The organism is Microbacterium sp. 22179, from assembly GCF_052045715.1.
GTDB classification, from domain to species: domain Bacteria; phylum Actinomycetota; class Actinomycetes; order Actinomycetales; family Microbacteriaceae; genus Microbacterium; species Microbacterium galbinum.
Window position 1 is genome coordinate 168,739 of the sequence record NZ_JBQEPJ010000004.1, and the last position, 15,688, is coordinate 184,426.

The 15,688-nt window shown below is 69.2% G+C and carries 16 protein-coding genes; 5 read left to right on the forward strand and 11 right to left on the reverse strand.

From position 1 onward, the window contains the following. Nucleotides 1-166: 166 nt before the first annotated feature. The 9 genes from ACTJKK_RS10720 to ACTJKK_RS10760 all read right to left on the reverse strand — a co-directional run bounded on the left by ACTJKK_RS10720 (nt 167) and on the right by ACTJKK_RS10760 (nt 8,328). Nucleotides 167-1,270, reverse strand: a complete 1,104-nt coding sequence (locus tag ACTJKK_RS10720; protein ID WP_440747966.1) for a DUF4064 domain-containing protein — start codon at nt 1,268-1,270, stop codon at nt 167-169. After that, a complete protein-coding gene (locus ACTJKK_RS10725; RefSeq protein ID WP_440747967.1) occupies nt 1,270-2,025 on the reverse strand; it encodes a hypothetical protein in 756 nt (251 codons plus the stop codon). The genes ACTJKK_RS10720 and ACTJKK_RS10725 overlap by 1 nt, the downstream gene beginning before the upstream one ends. Further along, entirely contained in the window at nt 2,018-3,109 is a 1,092-nt protein-coding gene (locus ACTJKK_RS10730; RefSeq protein WP_440747968.1) for a vWA domain-containing protein, read from the reverse strand. The genes ACTJKK_RS10725 and ACTJKK_RS10730 overlap by 8 nt, the downstream gene beginning before the upstream one ends. Further along, nucleotides 3,106-4,092 (reverse strand): VWA domain-containing protein, encoded by a 987-nt coding sequence (locus ACTJKK_RS10735; RefSeq protein ID WP_440747969.1) that lies wholly within the window; start codon nt 4,090-4,092, stop codon nt 3,106-3,108. Before ACTJKK_RS10735 ends, ACTJKK_RS10730 begins: the two co-directional genes overlap by 4 nt. Then, a complete protein-coding gene (locus tag ACTJKK_RS10740; RefSeq protein ID WP_440747970.1) occupies nt 4,083-4,571 on the reverse strand; it encodes a hypothetical protein in 489 nt (162 codons plus the stop codon). The genes ACTJKK_RS10735 and ACTJKK_RS10740 overlap by 10 nt, the downstream gene beginning before the upstream one ends. Then, the gene (locus ACTJKK_RS10745; RefSeq protein ID WP_440747971.1) at nt 4,558-5,466 is read right to left on the reverse strand and encodes a DUF58 domain-containing protein; all 909 of its coding nucleotides are present in this window, start codon (nt 5,464-5,466) and stop codon (nt 4,558-4,560) included. The genes ACTJKK_RS10740 and ACTJKK_RS10745 overlap by 14 nt, the downstream gene beginning before the upstream one ends. A gap of 48 nt (nt 5,467-5,514) precedes the next feature. Continuing rightward, on the reverse strand, nt 5,515-6,693 hold the full coding sequence (locus ACTJKK_RS10750; RefSeq protein WP_440747972.1) for an AAA family ATPase: 1,179 nt from the start codon (nt 6,691-6,693) through the stop codon (nt 5,515-5,517). 125 nt (nt 6,694-6,818) lie between these two features. Further along, nucleotides 6,819-7,511, reverse strand: coding sequence for a Pr6Pr family membrane protein (locus ACTJKK_RS10755; protein WP_440747973.1), 693 nt, complete (start codon nt 7,509-7,511; stop codon nt 6,819-6,821). Nucleotides 7,512-7,638: 127 nt separating this feature from the next. Continuing rightward, nucleotides 7,639-8,328 (reverse strand): Pr6Pr family membrane protein, encoded by a 690-nt coding sequence (locus tag ACTJKK_RS10760; RefSeq protein WP_440747974.1) that lies wholly within the window; start codon nt 8,326-8,328, stop codon nt 7,639-7,641. A gap of 304 nt (nt 8,329-8,632) precedes the next feature. Between ACTJKK_RS10760 and ACTJKK_RS10765 the strand changes: the two genes are divergently transcribed. Beyond that, nucleotides 8,633-9,886 (forward strand): hypothetical protein, encoded by a 1,254-nt coding sequence (locus ACTJKK_RS10765; RefSeq protein ID WP_440747975.1) that lies wholly within the window; start codon nt 8,633-8,635, stop codon nt 9,884-9,886. Here ACTJKK_RS10765 and ACTJKK_RS10770 read toward each other — a convergent pair whose 3' ends face one another. Together ACTJKK_RS10770 and ACTJKK_RS10775 are read right to left on the reverse strand one after the other, a co-directional pair. After that, nucleotides 9,887-10,816, reverse strand: a complete 930-nt coding sequence (locus tag ACTJKK_RS10770) for a DMT family transporter (RefSeq protein WP_440747976.1) — start codon at nt 10,814-10,816, stop codon at nt 9,887-9,889. Between the two features lie 12 nt (nt 10,817-10,828). Further along, nucleotides 10,829-10,993, reverse strand: a complete 165-nt coding sequence (locus ACTJKK_RS10775; RefSeq protein WP_440747977.1) for a hypothetical protein — start codon at nt 10,991-10,993, stop codon at nt 10,829-10,831. Between ACTJKK_RS10775 and ACTJKK_RS10780 the strand changes: the two genes are divergently transcribed. From ACTJKK_RS10780 to ACTJKK_RS10795, 4 genes are all read left to right on the forward strand, one after another. Beyond that, a complete protein-coding gene (locus ACTJKK_RS10780; RefSeq protein WP_247623921.1) occupies nt 10,992-12,278 on the forward strand; it encodes an adenylosuccinate synthase in 1,287 nt (428 codons plus the stop codon). The two genes, ACTJKK_RS10775 and ACTJKK_RS10780, sit on opposite strands and share 2 nt — an antisense overlap. Nucleotides 12,279-12,282: 4 nt before the next feature. Further along, entirely contained in the window at nt 12,283-13,386 is a 1,104-nt protein-coding gene (locus tag ACTJKK_RS10785; RefSeq protein WP_440747978.1) for a lactonase family protein, read from the forward strand. Between the two features lie 325 nt (nt 13,387-13,711). Further along, nucleotides 13,712-15,145 (forward strand): dihydrolipoyl dehydrogenase family protein, encoded by a 1,434-nt coding sequence (locus ACTJKK_RS10790; RefSeq protein WP_440747979.1) that lies wholly within the window; start codon nt 13,712-13,714, stop codon nt 15,143-15,145. Between the two features lie 190 nt (nt 15,146-15,335). After that, a complete protein-coding gene (locus tag ACTJKK_RS10795; protein WP_336641318.1) occupies nt 15,336-15,638 on the forward strand; it encodes a DUF427 domain-containing protein in 303 nt (100 codons plus the stop codon). Nucleotides 15,639-15,688: the final 50 nt, after the last annotated feature.

A 15,688-nucleotide genomic window follows, 5' to 3' on the forward strand; every position in this document is an offset into this window, starting at 1 on the left:
CGCGAGGGGTCAAGACACGCCGCGCCGCCGCATCCGGTCGCGGCGTGTCGTGACCCCTCACCGGGGTGGGACGCTTCGACAGGCTCAGCGACCCAGTGAGGCGAGGCTCAGCGACCCAGTGAGGCGAGGCTCAGCGACCCAGCGAGGGGCAGCGGCCCCCTGGGCCTCAGAATCCGGGGTACTCCTGGATCTTCTTCTCGAACTCGTCGCGGTCGTCGTCACTGAGCACGGCGCTCGCGATCACGAACAGCTGCAGTCCCTCGACCGGCTCGCCGGTGCGCGCGTTCTGCGCCTCGCGCTCGGTTCTGAATCCGCCGTCCGCGTCGTTCGACAGGTCGTAGATCGTCGCGTAGAAGCGCAGCGGATCGGGGTAGTTCTCGGTGTACGACTCCCACGTGTGCTGGGTGCGCGGGTCGTCGCTGCCGTAGAGCTTCTCGATCATCGTCGGGTCGATGCCCGATCCGGTCGGGTCGTTGAAGGCGTACAGGCCGTACATCCCGTGCTCCTGCACGACCTGATCGATCACGGCCATGACCTGCTGCTTGCGCGCGTAGTCCTGGATGGGTTCGTTGGTCGCCCAGCCCGCCGAACCGTACTCGTAGAGCATCGACTCCCCGCCGTAGCCGTTGCGCTCGGGCCGCAGGTCTTCGTCGGTGAACTGCGTCCAGGTGTAGCCGAACTCGTCGCTGAGGCGCTGGCGCACGTCGGCGAAGAGGCTGTCGGACTCGTTGCGCACCTCCTCGAGCGACTGCTGGTTCAGCACGTCCTGGTTGTCGGTGCCCTTGATGCCGGGGTAGGCCTCGGCGTGCTTCTGCTCGTCGGACTTCGATCCGTCGTAGTTGCCGCTGGCCGAGGATTGCAGGGCGCTGAGTCCGCCGACGGTGGCGACGTTGAACAGCACCGCGATGACGAGGGCGATAGCGCCGAGCATCCGCCCCCGTTTCGTGGCGATCGCCGCGATGATGACCGCGACGAGCACGAGCTGCAGGGCGAGCATCGTGACGCCGTAGAGCAGGTCGGTGCCGCCGGCGAGCATCGTACCCAGCAGCACGATGGCGAACAGGATGCTGGCGAGCAGGGCGATCCATCCGATCGCGTTCGCCGACCGGCGCTCGTCGTCGCCGTCGGCCACCGACACGAACGTCGGGAACGCCGGTGCCTCCTGCGGTCCGGTGCCGCGGCGCGCACCCCGGTAGCCGCCGGGCGGCGGAACGGGTGGCGCACCTTCGGCGCCCGCGAGGTAGCGGGCGCGCTGGCTCTCGTGATCCATCACCATGGCCTGTCCGTTCCCGAGCCGGGCTCGTCGCCGCCCTGCTGCTGGTCGCGCTCCTGCGTGCCCTGGTCGAGCTTGTCCTTGAGGTCGTCGAGCTTCTGCTCGTCGGGCTGCTGCGGCTGCTCCTGCTCCTCCTCGCCCTCCTGCGGGTCGGGCTGCTGCTCCTGCTCCTGCTGCTGCTTCTCCTTCAGCCGCTCCTCGGAGTCGTCGAGACTCTCGCCCATGTCGCGATCCGGATCGGACGACTGGTTCTCGGCCTCTTCGCTGTTGCACTCCTCGGGCGTCTCGACGACGATCGTCAGCGCCTCGGCGTACAGCTGGGCCGCACCGGCGCCGTCGCCGCCCTCGCGGGCCGCATCGCCCATCCGCTCGATCACGAGCGAGAGGTTGACGCGCACGGCGCAGACCTCCAGGCCCGTCGCCAGGTCGAGGGCCTCTTCGAGCTTCGTGCGCGCCTCGGGCAGTTCCTCGGCGCCCGCGAGCGCGGTGCCGACGTTGAAGGGGGCCTTGTACGGCTCGAACCAGTTGAGGAACTCCTGGCCCTCGGCCGCCGCCTCGGAGCCCGCGTAGTCGTCGACGACGTAGGCGCTGATCGCCTGGTGCGCGAACGCGTACATGCTGAGGATCTTGCCCACGAAGAACAGCGACACCAGCACGAGGGGCAGCGAACCGATCGCGATCCATCGACGGATGCTGCGGCGCCGACGATTCGAGGCGAGCAGCTGTGCGGCCGCGGCCTGCGGGTCACTCATCAGGCGCCCCCTTTCTGCGGGAAGGGCGCTTCGACAGGCTCAGCGACCCGGTTTCCGGGCCGGCGGAGTCGATCTTCGGGGTGCGGAGGCCGCGCAGGCGGGCGATCAGCATGGCCGCGCGCGCCAGTTCGATCCCGAGCAGCACGATGAGCACGAGCGCCGCGATCCAGTACAGCTCGGTCACGTTGCCGACCTCGCCCGATTCGGCGTAGTTCGTGGTGGTCGTCGGCGCCTCGGGCAGCTGCGGCTCGGTGTCGGCCGTGCGGTGCTCGTACTCGACCCCGAGTTCGGCGGCCAGCGCCTGCAGGTTCTGCTCGTCGACGACCGACAGCGCATCGGAGCCCTGGTACTGGATGTACCCGGCATCCGTTCCGTCGACGCCGCCGCTGGTGATGCGCATGGGCCCGCCCTCGGCGGTGCCGTACCCGAACACCGCGCCGGCGTCGGTGTAGGGCGCGCTCGCGGCGAACGACTCGGGGTCCGACGACACGGTCTGCTCGCCGTCGCCGAAGTAGAACACCATGCGCGAGCGGTCGGGCGACGACTCGGCCGCCGACGCGAGCGTCTGCTCGAGCAGGGTCGCGGCGATGCCGATCGAGCTTCCGCGCGACTGGCTCGTGACCTCGGGGCGCAGCACGTCGAGAGACCCGACCAGTGCCGTGGTGTCGGTGGTCAACGGCATCCGCAGTTCGGCGGCGGCGTCGAAGGTGAGCAGCGCGAAGCGCGCGCCCGGGTACTCGGCGATGATCGTGCGCACGTCGGCGCGCACGCCGTCGAGGCGCGGCTCTCCGTCGGCCCAGTCCTCGGCGACGATGCTCGCGGTCGTGTCGACCACCAGCACGATGTCGGTGTCGGTCGCCAGGGTCTGCGTGGCACCGCCGGGGATGCCGGGGCGCAGCAGCATGACGAAGCAGGCGAGCACCGCGGCCAACCGCAGCGCCCAGAGCAGACGGTGGTTGCGCGTCTGGGCGGTCGAGCGCCCCGCGTCCTTCGGCGCGCGCACGAGCACCCACACCACGAGCGCGGCGATCGGGGCGAACAGCAGCAGGAGCAGGAAGACGTTGATGGCGGGTTGGAAGATCACAGTCGCACCCTCCACAGCAGCACCACGAACGACAGCAGCGCGATCGAGACGACCACGATCCACAGATCGGGGGCGTCGGTCCACACCACCTGCGCCTCGCCGCGGAGCTCGGTCGCATCCTGCTCGCGCACCTGCTCGACGATGTCGCCCACGGTCGTGGTGTCGCGCAGCCCGTAGGCCTGACCGCCGGTCGCTTCGGCCGCCGCGGCGAGTTCGGCGCTCACATCCGCGTCCTTGCCCTCGACGGGGTTCAACGCGAACACGCGCACGCCGTTCGACGCGGCGTAGTTCGCGGCCTCTTCGAGCGTCACGATCGACGCGCCGTTGATCTCGTTGTCGGTCGCGAAGATCACCGAGCGCGAGCGCTCGTCGTCGGGGTGGTCGAAGCCCATCGCGCAGGCGGCGAGCCCGTCGCCGATCAGCGAGGCGCCGTTGCCGTTGAGCGTGCCGACCCAGTGCTCGGGGATCTGATCGACGTAGTCGAAGCTCTCGCGCATGCTCTCGAGGTGCGTGCGGATGAAGTCGTAGTCGTCGGTGAGCGGGAAGATCTGCACCGGCGAGCTGTTGAAGATCGTCAGCCCGATGCGCTCGCCCTCGAAGCCGTCGAGCAGCTCTTCGAACACCGTCAGCACCTCGACGTCGACCTCCGACATCGATCCCGAGACGTCGAGGCAGAGCATGATGTCGCGGCTCGTGTTGACGGGCTGGATCGTCTGCGACGACATCGGCCGGGCGGCCACGATACCGGCCGTGATGACCGTGAGCGCCCCCAGGAGCAGGATGCCGCTCAGGGCGATGATCCGTCGGGAGAGCGCTTCGCGGAACGCGGGCAGCGCGCGCAGACGCTCCGCGCGGGCGATGCGGGCGCGGTCGGTTCCCGCGGACTGACCGCGGCTGCGCAGTCCCAGCGCGAGACCGATGCCGAGGGCGACGATCACGACCGCGGCCGCGACGATGATGAGCCAGCCGTTCGCTAGTGCCATGAGCGCACCACCGTCCGCGCCGCCTCGGCGCCGGCGAGAGGATCGATCGGCGGGCCCTGGCGGAAGATGCTCGGATAGTAGTGCCGGCGCATCGCGTCGATCAGGGCGGGGTGCACTCCGCGGGAGACGAGGTCGTCGAGGGCGAGCACCGGGGCCTCGAGGCCGCTGTACTCGTTGACGAAGGTGCGCACCACGCGGCTCAGCTCGAGGTTGGCGTTGCGGGGCGAGAGCCGCTTCTCGCGGTAGTCGGTCTCGATCTGCTGCACGCGGTCGAGGTACTCCACGCGCAACTGGCTGAGCACGTCGCCCGTGAGCAGCTGCGGCTGCTCGATGCCGAGACGGTCGGCGGGGCGGCGCTGCTTCGTGAGGGCGACCACGAGCCACGCGCCCACGATCAGCAGGGCGAGGATGCCGAACGCGAGCAGCACCCAGCCCCAGCCGTACTGCGCCGGCGGGTAGAGCTCATCAGACCCGGGCATTCGACCTCCCGCCGGATCGGCTGAGCGCCCCGTGGAGCAGCCGCAGCAACTGCGGGACGGCCGACTCCTGACCCTCGAGCACGGCGTGGCCGATCTCGAGGCGCTTCAGGGTCTCGGCGAGGTGCGCCTCCTCGGCCTGCGCCTGCGCGGTGAGCTGGCGCACGATCGCCGCATCGCCCTGCACGAAGTCCGGCACGTCCCAGCTGCTGTCGACGTCGCTGCGGATGCGCCCGGTCGCGTGATCGAGCACCGGATCCGCGTCGCGGAGGGTGAGCCACAGCAGGTCGTGCTGCACGCGCAGCCGGCGCAGCATCCGCTCGGTCTCGCTCGTGATGGGCGCCTCGTCGGTGATGACGACGACGATCATGCGCCGCGACACCGTGCGGGTGACGTACGAGAGCAGGCCGTCGCGGTCGTTGGGAACCGTGCTCTCGTCGGTCGTCCGGCTGATCGTGCGCAGGGCGTGCTCGAGCGCGCCCTCGCTGCGACCGGGGGGCAGACGACGCGCGCGCGAGGCATCGCCGTACACCGTGGTGAAGTCGTCGCCGTGGCGCAGGGTCAGGATGCCGAGAGCACCGGCCGCCATGATCGCAAGGTCCTTCTTCGGGCGTTCGTCGGCCGCGAGGGCCGTCATCGAGCGCCCGGTGTCGACGACGAACAGCACCGTCTGCATGCGCATCGCCCGCGATCGCTTGACCAGGGGCGTGCCCAGGCGGGCGGTCGCGCGCCAGTCGATGTCGCGCACCTGGTCGCCGTACTCGTACTTGCGCAGGTCTTCGAAGTCCAGGCTGCGCCCGCGCAGCAGCGACGCGTGCGCACCGTCGAGCGCGTGCATCGACTTGCGCGACGAGTGCAGGAAGAGCTTGCTCTTCACCTGCGTGATCAGACTGGGCATGGGCTTCTGTTCCGGTGCGGGGCGACTGTTCCGGGCTCGGCGACCGGGTCAGGGGGTGGGGACGGCGGCGAAGATCTGGTCGATGATCTCCTCGCTGCGGATGCCCTCGGCGTCGGCCTCGAACGTCAGCAGCACGCGGTGGCGCAGCACGAGGTGGCGCAGCTCGCGGATGTCTTCGGGCAGCACGTGCGAGCGACCCTTGAGCAGGGCGAGGGCGCGCGACGCCTGCAGGAAAGCGATGCTCGCGCGGGGGCTCGCGCCGTACTTGATGAACCGGGCGCGGTCGTCGCCGATGTACGGTGCGGGGTTACGCGTGACGTAGGCGATCGACACGATGTAGTTGCGGATCGCGGGGTCGACGTAGATGCGGCTCGCGACGTCCTGCAGCATGTGGACGTCGTCGAGCGAGATCGCGCTCGAGACGTGCCGGTCGGGGTCGAGCACACCGGAGTCGATGCGGCCGAGGATCTCGAACTCCTCGGCGGGGCTCGGGTACTCGACGATCTCCTTGAGCAGGAAGCGGTCCATCTGCGCCTCGGGCAGCTCGTAGGTGCCCTCCTGCTCGATCGGGTTCTGCGTCGCGATCACGAGGAAGGGCTTCGGCAGGTGGTGCACCTCACCGCCGATCGTGGTCTGGTGCTCCTGCATCGCCTCGAGCATGGCGCTCTGGGTCTTGGCGCTCGAGCGGTTGATCTCGTCGAGCAGCACGAAGTTGGCGTGCACGGGGCCGAGCACGGTGCGGAACGAGCCGGTCGCCGCGTCGTAGATCTGGTTGCCCGTGATGTCGCTCGGCAGCAGGTCGGGCGTGCACTGGATGCGCTTGAACCGCGCCTTGACGGTGTCGGCGAGGGTGCTCGCGGCGGTCGTCTTGGCGAGGCCGGGCACGCTCTCGAGCAGGATGTGGCCGCCGGCGATAAGCGAGATGAGCAGGCTCATGCGCAGGCGCTCCTGGCCCACCATCTTCGCGGAGTAGGCGTCGGAGACGACCTTCAGCACGTCGCTCGCCCGCGAGATCTCCGCGTCGGACGGGGCCGTCCTGGGCGCGGCATCCGCTTTCGGAGCCGGGGCGGATGCCGGGGCCTGTGCAGGTGCGGCGGGAGCGGATGCCGGGAACGTCGGGGGCGCGTCACGCAGTTCGCTGCGCAGTGCCGGCGCCGGTGCGGGAGGCGCGGGCGGGGGCGGAGGGGCCGAATTCGTCGACGGGTCCGGCGCGTACGGCTCGTTCATCTGCAGTCTCCTCGATCACGCGGGGAAACATCGCGTCCTTCCCCCGCACCAGGGTAACCGCATCCACCGACGCACCGGCTCGGAGCCGATGGGGAGGAGTCCCCATCGGCCGAGCGACCGTCGGATCAGGGAACGCGGATGCCGCGGCGACGACCCACCCAGACCACACCGGCGGCGACGGCGACGATGCCGATCGCGATCCCGATGATGTAGACGACGACCGAGCCCCATCCGCCGGGACCGTGCGGGTCGAGGAACGGATAGGGATACCACCACGGGTTCCCGGTGATCGGGCCCGTGATGAAGTTCGCTCGCACCATCGTGTAGACGGTCCACACCAGCGGGAAGATCACGGCGACGAGGGCCGCGCTCCACGGCAGTGCGCGCCGACGCGGCGCGAAGAGCACATCGAGAAGCATGACGAGCGGCACGATCACGTGCAGCGTCTCGTTGGTCCACACCTCCGAGACGCCGTCGAGGTTGATGTACCGGAGGAGCAGGTTGTACACCACGCCCGTGACGATCATGTAGGTGCTGGTGCAGACGAGCAGCGTGGCTAACCAGCGGGGTTCGGGGGTGTCGTCGCGTCGCGTGCGGATCATCCAGATCGCGGCGATCGTCAGGGAGACCACCGCGCCGATGTTCGACAGCACGGTGAAGAAGCTGAAGAAGTTCGCCACGACGGTCGGCACGTGCGAACCCCACTCGGTGGTCGATGAATGCGCGTTCGTGATCGACACCGTGATCTGCCGCACGAGCGCCGCCGCGCCGAGAAGGGCTGCGGCGATCCGCAGGTAGGGCCACCAAGTCGTCATCATGCCTCCGCCGCCAATGTATCGGTAGAAGGCCGATGACATCAGTGTGGAGTAGGCGCCAGCTCAGGCGCCACGGTCGGCTCGGGCCCGTACCGTCGTGGAGCGGCCTGATGCAGTCGAACGGCGCGACCTAATGACGCTTTCGCGCGCCGCGGAGGCGCCCGATCCCGACGACGATGAGCGAGATGACGACGATCGCGGCCGCGATGGCGGCGACGTACATGCCCACCGAGGCCCAGCTCGAGGTGTTCGGGTTGAGGAACGGGTACGGGTACCAGTAGGGCGTGGCGGTGAACGGGTCGGTGATGAACGGCCCGCGAACCAGTGTGTAGCCGCCCCACGCGAGCGGGAAGACCACGGCGAGGAGCGCGGTGCCCCAACCGAGTGAGCGGCGGCGCGGTGCGAAGAGAACGTCGAGCAGCATCACGATCGGGAGCACGACGTGCAGCGTCTCGCTCGTCCACGCCTCGGTCGCGCTGTGCGAGGGGATGTTGCGCAGCAGCAGGTTGTAGACGATGCCGGTCGTGATCATGTAGGTGCTCGCGTAGGCGAGCAGCACGGCGAGCCAGCGGGGTTCCGTGTCGTCGCTGCGGCGGGTGCGCAGCATCCACCCGGCGGCGATCAGCAGGACGACGGCCGCGATGAGACCGGAGAGCGTGGTGAAGAAACTGAAGAAGTTCGAGACTGCGGTGGGGATGTCGCGTCCCCATTCGGTCGTCGCCGCCTGGGCGGTCGCGATCTCGCGTGTGAGCTGCCGCGCGAGTGCCGCGAGCGCGAGCAGGGCGGCGACGATCCGCACGTAGGGCCACACAGTTTTCATCGTTCCTCCGACGTTCCGTGCTCGACACTCTGGCGGTCGAACCGTCGGACACCGTAGCCGTGAAACGGGCGAACTTCGGCATCTCAGGGCGGTTTCCCACTCTGGACGCGGGCTTGTCGGAATATCGCTAAGTGGGGCGCCGGATTCGGGCGGATTCGCTGTGGCGATCGGTATATCGATACGCCTGGTGAGGGGTTGTTTCGGGGTGCGGTGTGGGGGTTCTGCTCGCGCCGGAACTGGGGCATTCTTGACGCGTCTGTGTCGGGGAAGATCAGCCCGTGTCGGGGTGAGCGAGGGGGTTCCGGTGTCGTACGACCTGGAGGTGTATGGCAAGGTCGCGCTGTCGACGCGCGATCTGGTGAAGGTGGTGTCGGCGGACCGCGCGCTGAAGGCGCAGGTCGACAAGAGGGCGGATGCCCTGGGCGCCGTCGTGTGGAAGAAGTCGGGCGCGCATTTCTTCACCATCGACGGGCCCATGCAGGTCGAGCCGGAGGACCTGCCGGAAGGGTGGGCCGAGGGCGAGGGTGCGACGGTGCTCTACAGCCTGAGCATCACGTACGACGTGTCGGAGGGGCCGGAGGGGTTCTCGGCGACGGTGGACGGGGCGGATGCCGATGCGGCCATGGCGTTCGCGGAGCGGTTGGTGGCGCGGATCGACGGGGCCGTGTGGGATCCGCAGACGTGGGAGCCGACGGAGGTGGAGGTCGAGGTCGCGCCGGAAGCGGAGCCGCCGCAGACTCTGTATCTGCACATGAAGTGGTATCGCCTGCTCGACGACACGAAGGATCTTGCCGCGATCTATCTGCGCACGGCGCGCGAATTTTTCCCTCTGGCGGTGCCGTCGCGATACGGCACTCACGAACCGATGCAGGGCCGGATCCCGCGCGACGATGATGCGCTCTTCGATCGTCTCTATCGCGAAGAGTGCGAGAGCAGCAAGCTTCTTCTGGCAGGAAAGGTGATCTTGCACGGCTCGATCAGCCACTGGACCAATGAGCTCTCGGTGCGTGTTCAATCGGTCAGGCTGACTTTCGAAATCTCGAGGCTGGAGAAGGCGGGAGCGATCGACGCCATCGAACGCTTCCTCGTCGTTCTTGCTGAGCGTTCGGAAGCCTTCTTTGCGTCCGCCTCGGTCACCCGCAGTCGCTATGTTGGGGGCTATCTGCCATTCCTGCCCAAGGGGCAGTGGAGCGGACTATCTCTCGAGCCGCACTGGATGACTTGGTTCGGTCGGGAGTATGCGGAACTGGTTCGACCACACGTGGATTCCACTCTGGTGAAGGATGCGCTGCACGGTCTGCTCCATCGATGGACAGACCATCCTGCTCCCGCGGCCGAACTTCGGCAGCTCAGTGATGGCCCGTGGATTCCAACCGAGCTAGCGGGCATCGTCGATCCGGACGATGACGAACGATGCATTCGGGGAGCGTCACTCATGCCCGAGTCGCTTCGTTATCCCGCCGCGGGGTCACCTCAAGCGCTGCGCATCGAAGCTCGCTACGCTCGCATGAGGGAGAACTTCGACCGCGCGCAGAAGGAGCAGAGCAGACGTCGCTAGTCAGCCCCGCCGCCCCCACCTCAACCGCGTCACGAGCACACCCAGCAGGCAGAGCGCGCCGCCGAGGAACATCAGCGGGGTCGGCACCTCGCCGAGGATCGCCCACGACATCAGGATCGCGACCGCGGGCACGACGTAGGTCGTGGCGGAGGTCTGCCCCGCGGTGCTGCGCTGCAGCACGTAGGCCCACGTCGTGAAGGCGATCGCCGTGGGGAAGATGCCGAGGTAGACGACCCAAAGGGTCGAGCCGAGGGGAGCGCTCTGCAGCGCGCCGATCAGGCTGCCCGTCCACGGCAGCAGTGCGACGGTGCCGGCCATCGCGCCGAGCCAGGTGAGCGTGGTCGCATCGGACCCGGCGCTCAGCAGATGCTTCTGCAGCAGCGTGCACCCCGCGTACATGACCGCGGCGAGCAGCGCGAGCAGCAGTCCCGTGAGATCGGGGCCCTCTCCCTCGGCCGCCTGTGAGTTCATGCCGATCAGCACGACGCCGAGGAACGCGATCGGCGCGCCGATGATCAGCGGCTTCGGGAACCCCTCGCGCAGGAAGAGTCCGCTGAACACCACGACCATCAACGGTGCGAGGTTCACCACCATGGCCGCCGTGCCCGCGTCGAGCGTGCGCTCGGCGGCGTTGAGCGCCAGGTTGTAGACGCAGAACCACCCGACGCCCCACACCGCGACCAGCCACCAGTGCCGCCGAGCGGGCAGACGGATGCCGTGGCGCACCGCGATGACCGCGAGAACGAGACTGCCGACCGCCATGCGCAGCAGTGCGAGCGCCCCGGGGTCGAAGTGCGGACCCGCACCGCGGATGCCGATGAACGCCGACGCCCAGAGCACGACCGTCACGAGGGCGGCGATCAGCACGAGCGGTCCCTGCCGGGGCTTCGTGCCCGGCAGGTCGCCGGTGAGGGGAGCGGTCTTCGACATCCTCCGATGGTGTCAGGGGTCTCCGACATCCGCGATGCGCGGGAGCGACAGCATCCGCACGTTTCCCGCCAGGACCTCGCCGAAGGCGATGTCGGCCCCTTCGATAGGATGGGGGAGCCCGACAAGGGCCAGCTCATCAGCCGGTGCAAACCCGGCGAAAGCAAGGGGGACACCCATGCCAGGAATCGTTATCGTCGGCGTGCAGTGGGGCGACGAAGGAAAGGGCAAGGCCACCGATCTGCTCGGTGACCGCACCGACTGGGTCGTGAAGTTCAACGGCGGCAACAACGCCGGGCACACCGTCGTGGTGGGCAACGAGAAGTACGCCCTGCACCTGCTGCCCTCCGGCATCCTCTCCCCCGGCGTCACGCCGGTCATCGGCAACGGCGTCGTCGTCGACCTCGAGGTGCTCTTCCACGAGCTCGAGGCGCTCGGCGCCCGCGGCATCGACGTGTCGCGCCTGAAGGTGAGCGCCAACGCGCACATCATCACCCAGTACCACCGCACGCTCGACAAGGTCACCGAGCGCTTCCTCGGCAAGCGCATGATCGGCACCACCGGCCGCGGCATCGGACCGGCCTACGCCGACAAGATCAACCGCGTCGGCATCCGCGTGCAAGACCTGTTCGACGAGAACATCCTGCGCCAGAAGGTCGAGGGTGCGCTCGATCAGAAGAACCACCTGCTGGTGAAGATCTTCAACCGCCGCGCCATCACGGTCGACGAGATCGTCGAAGACCTGCTCTCGTACGCCGAGCGTCTGCGCCCGCTGGTCGCCGACACCGGCTATCTGCTGGCCGAGGCGCTCGACCGCGGCGAGGTCGTCGTGTTCGAGGGCGGCCAGGCCACCATGCTCGATGTCGACCACGGCACCTACCCGTTCGTCACGTCGTCGTCGGCGACTGCGGGTGGCGCGGCCACCGGTTCGGGCGTCGGTCCCGGTGCGCTCGACCGCATCGTCGGCATCGTCAAGGCGTACACGACCCGCGTCGGATCGGGTCCGTTCCCGACCGAGCTCTTCGACGAGCAGGGCGAATGGCTGCGCTCGCGCGGCTTCGAGTTCGGCACCACCACCGGCCGTCCGCGCCGCGTCGGCTGGTACGACGCCCCGATCACCCGCTACGCCACGCGCGTCAACGGCATCACCGACCTCGTGCTCACCAAGCTCGACATCCTCACCGGACTCGAGCAGATCCCCGTGTGCGTCGCCTACGACGTCGACGGCGAGCGCTTCGACGAGGTGCCGGTCAACCAGACCGACTTCCACCACGCGACGCCGATCCTCGAGTACTTCCCCGGCTGGAGCGAAGACATCTCGGTCGCCCGCACCTTCGACGACCTGCCGAAGAACGCGCAGGACTACGTGCTCGCGCTCGAGAAGATGAGCAACACGCGCATCTCGGTCATCGGCGTGGGCCCGGAGCGCGACCAGGTGGTCGTGCGCCACGACCTCGTCGACTGACCCCGTGACCCGTTTCTGGCTCGGGGGCTACGGCCCCGAGATGGACGGCTCCGCCGAGGGGATCGGATTCCTCGCCGGAGACGACGGCCGCGAAGCCACGACGCTCGGCTACCGCGACCTCGCGGCGACGGCATCCTCGCCGTCGTGGTTGGCGCAGCATCCGTCGCTCGACGTCGTCTACGCGGCGCTCGAGCACGAGGGCGCGGTGCAGGCCTTCGTGCGCTCGGGCGAGGGATCGCTCGCCCCGCTCGGCGGCCCGGTGCCGACGGGAGATGCCGTGTGCCACCTGGCCGTCTCGCGCGACGGCGCGACGCTGATCGCCAGCTGCTACGGCGACGGTCGGGTCGTGCGATTCGGCCTCGCGCCCGACGGGCGCATCGTGCCGGCGAAGGCGGATGCCGCGGCGGCGCTGCGCGCGGCACTGTTCGGCGAGGACGAAGACCCCGACGCGGTGCGCGAGGAACCGGGCGTGGGTGCGGCGGCATCCGATCCCTACGGTCTGCCCGACCGCGTCTCGCACGCCCACTCGGCGGCGTTCCTGCCCGACGGGCGCATCGTCACGACCGACCTCGGCTTCGACCTCGTGCGCTTCTGGCGGCTGTCGGGAACCGGGCTGCGCCTCGACCACAAGGTGATCCTGCCGCTCGGCGTCGGTCCGCGTCACATGGTGGTGCACCCGAGCGGGCACCTGCACATCGTCACGGAGTACTCGTGCGAGGTGTTCACCCTCGCCGAGACCCCGAGCGGGGCGTGGGCCGTCGTGTCGTCGACCCTGTCGAGTCCCATCGCCGAGGTCGGCGTCGACTTCCCCGCCGAGCTCGCCCGCACCCGCGACGGCGCCTTCCTGTACACGGCCCTGCGCGGCAGCAACACGATCGCGGCGCTGCGCGTGCTCGGCGGAGGTGAGCGCCTCGAATCCATCGCGCTCGCCGATTCCGGCGTCGACTGGCCGCGCCATCACCTGGTGTTCGAGGGCAAGCTCGTGGTCGCCGGGCAGCGGTCCGACTCGATCAGCCTGATCGACCTCGACGAGCGCACGGGCGCGCCCCTCGGCATCCGCCACCAGGCCCCCGCCGCGACGCCGACGCACATCCTGCCGGTGCGCTGACCCGGGCGCCGGGGCTTCGGTCCGGCTCGGCGTGTGTACCCAACTCAGGAAGAACGCTCGGATTTCGCCGGATCCGGCTTGTTTCGGGCGGTTCTGTTTCGGTTCTTCCTGAGTTGGGTACGCCCTCGGCCGGAGAAGCGGTGCACAACTCCGGAGAATCGGTCCCGATCTGGCGGGTTTCGCACCCCCAGCGCCGGCGCGGCCCGGTTTCTCCGGAGTTGTGAACCCCGCGCGGCGCGAACCGTACCTGGCGCGTCGGGGAACAACCACCCCGTGACACGACGTTGCTGTTCAGCGAGACTGTTGCGCGGAGAGGTGCGAAGCGATGACTGCAGACAAGACGAACGAGTACGACCTGATCGTGCTGGGCGGAGGACCGGTCGGCGAGAACGTCGCGGACCGCGCGGTGCAGGGAGGTCTCACGGCGATCATCGTCGAGAGCGAGCTGGTCGGCGGGGAGTGCTCGTACTGGGCGTGCATGCCGTCGAAGGCGCTGCTGCGCTCGGCCCAGGCGCTGCGCGCGGCCCAGCACGTCGCCGGCGCGAAAGAGGCGGTGACCGGTGCTCTCGACGTGCGTGCGGTCTTCGCGCGCCGCGATTCCTTCACGAGCAACTGGTCGGATGACGGCCAGGTGAAGTGGCTCGAGTCGGCGCACATCGATCTGGCCCGCGGGCACGGGCGCCTGACGGGCGAGCGCGAGGTCACGGTGACCGATGCCGACGGCGGCACGCGCGTGCTGCATGCCCGCCACGCGGTCGCGATCAGCACGGGTTCGGATGCCGTCGTGCCGCCGATCCCCGGCCTGCGCGAGGCTTCTCCGTGGACGAGCCGCGAGGCCACGAGCGCCGAGGAGCTTCCGGATTCGCTGGCCGTGATCGGCGGCGGTGTGGTCGCGGTCGAGATGGCGACGGCCTACGCCGCGCTCGGATCGACGGTCACCCTCATCGCGCGCAGCGACCTGCTGGGCGGCATGGAGCCGTTCGCGGGCGAGCGCGTCGCGGCGGGGCTGCGCGAGCTCGGCGTCGACGTGCGGCTGAACACGGGCACGTCGGCCGTGCGGCGCGACGACGCCGGCGTCACGATCACCCTCGACGACGACAGCGAGATCACCGCGAGCGAGGTGCTCGTGGCGACGGGGCGTTCGCCGCGCAGCGGCGACATCGGCCTCGAGACGGCGGGCCTCGAGCCCGGCACGTGGATCGAGGTCGACGACACCCTGCGGGTGCCCGGTTCGGACTGGCTGTACGCGGTGGGAGACGTCAACGGTCGGGTGCTGCTCACGCACCAGGGCAAGTACCAGGCGCGCGCGGCGGGCGATGTGATCGCCGCCCGGGCGAAGGACGAGCCGGTGGATGCCGACGACTGGGGTCGCCACGCCGCCACCGCAGACCACGCCGCGGTTCCGCAGGTGACCTTCTCGATCCCCGAGGTGGGGTCGGTCGGGCTCACCGAGAAGGCCGCACGCGATGCGGGCCACGAGGTGAAGGTCGTCGACTACGACCTGGGCTGGGTGGCCGGGGCGAGCCTCTACGAGGACGGGTTCGAGGGGCAGGCCCGGCTCGTCGTCGACACCACGCGCGACGTCGTGCTCGGTGCGACGTTCGTCGGCCCGGAGGTCGCCGAACTGGTGCAGGCCGCGACGATCGCGGTCGTCGGCGAGGTGCCGATCAAGCGCCTGTGGCACGCCGTGCCCTCGTATCCGACGGTGAGCGAGGTCTGGCTGCGCCTGCTCGAGGGCTACGGGCGGGCCTCGGCGTGAGCCGCCGGGCCGGGGCGTCGACGGAGGCGCTGCGGCATCCGATCCGAATCGGCCGACGCTCCGAACAGGGAGTGACGGCGGATGCTTCGCTGCGCGCTTTATTTCTCACATTGACGGCCGTGCGCACAACCCCCGCCGCAATGTCGGCGACCTCTTATACGCTCTAACCCACATCCCAGGAGGCAGAACCATGAAGGCTGTACTCGCAGGAACCGTGATCGCCGAGGCCGACGAAGCCGACCTCTTCCGCATCGAGGGCAACTGGTACTTCCCGCCGGCGTCGATCACGCCGGGCGCGCTCGTCGAGAGCCCGACGCCCTACACGTGCCCCTGGAAGGGTGCGGCGCAGTACTTCTCCGTCGAGGTCGACGGAGAGCTGCACAAAGACCTCGCGTGGTCGTACCCGACGCCGTACCCGACCGCTTTCGAGCGCGTCGGCGGCGACTTCTCGGGCTACGTCGCGTTCGACCCGAGCGTCGAGGTCTCGGCCTGACCGGCGACGGCATCCGCTCGTCGTCGTAGAACCCGCCGCACACATGCCCG

What these genes read in the sequence shown, in the direction of transcription:
- ACTJKK_RS10720 (WP_440747966.1), bottom strand. Translation starts at nt 1,270, where the DNA reads ATGGATCACGAGAGCCAGCGCGCCCGCTACCTCGCGGGCGCCGAAGGT.
- ACTJKK_RS10725 (WP_440747967.1), bottom strand. Translation starts at nt 2,025, where the DNA reads ATGAGTGACCCGCAGGCCGCGGCCGCACAGCTGCTCGCCTCGAATCGT.
- ACTJKK_RS10735 (WP_440747969.1), bottom strand. Translation starts at nt 4,092, where the DNA reads ATGGCACTAGCGAACGGCTGGCTCATCATCGTCGCGGCCGCGGTCGTG.
- ACTJKK_RS10740 (WP_440747970.1), bottom strand. Translation starts at nt 4,571, where the DNA reads ATGCCCGGGTCTGATGAGCTCTACCCGCCGGCGCAGTACGGCTGGGGC.
- ACTJKK_RS10745 (WP_440747971.1), bottom strand. Translation starts at nt 5,466, where the DNA reads ATGCCCAGTCTGATCACGCAGGTGAAGAGCAAGCTCTTCCTGCACTCG.
- ACTJKK_RS10750 (WP_440747972.1), bottom strand. Translation starts at nt 6,693, where the DNA reads ATGAACGAGCCGTACGCGCCGGACCCGTCGACGAATTCGGCCCCTCCG.
- ACTJKK_RS10755 (WP_440747973.1), bottom strand. Translation starts at nt 7,511, where the DNA reads ATGATGACGACTTGGTGGCCCTACCTGCGGATCGCCGCAGCCCTTCTC.
- ACTJKK_RS10760 (WP_440747974.1), bottom strand. Translation starts at nt 8,328, where the DNA reads ATGAAAACTGTGTGGCCCTACGTGCGGATCGTCGCCGCCCTGCTCGCG.
- ACTJKK_RS10770 (WP_440747976.1), bottom strand. Translation starts at nt 10,816, where the DNA reads ATGTCGAAGACCGCTCCCCTCACCGGCGACCTGCCGGGCACGAAGCCC.
- ACTJKK_RS10780 (WP_247623921.1), top strand. Translation starts at nt 10,992, where the DNA reads ATGCCAGGAATCGTTATCGTCGGCGTGCAGTGGGGCGACGAAGGAAAG.
- ACTJKK_RS10775 (WP_440747977.1), bottom strand. Translation starts at nt 10,993, where the DNA reads ATGGGTGTCCCCCTTGCTTTCGCCGGGTTTGCACCGGCTGATGAGCTG.
- ACTJKK_RS10790 (WP_440747979.1), top strand. Translation starts at nt 13,712, where the DNA reads ATGACTGCAGACAAGACGAACGAGTACGACCTGATCGTGCTGGGCGGA.
- ACTJKK_RS10795 (WP_336641318.1), top strand. Translation starts at nt 15,336, where the DNA reads ATGAAGGCTGTACTCGCAGGAACCGTGATCGCCGAGGCCGACGAAGCC.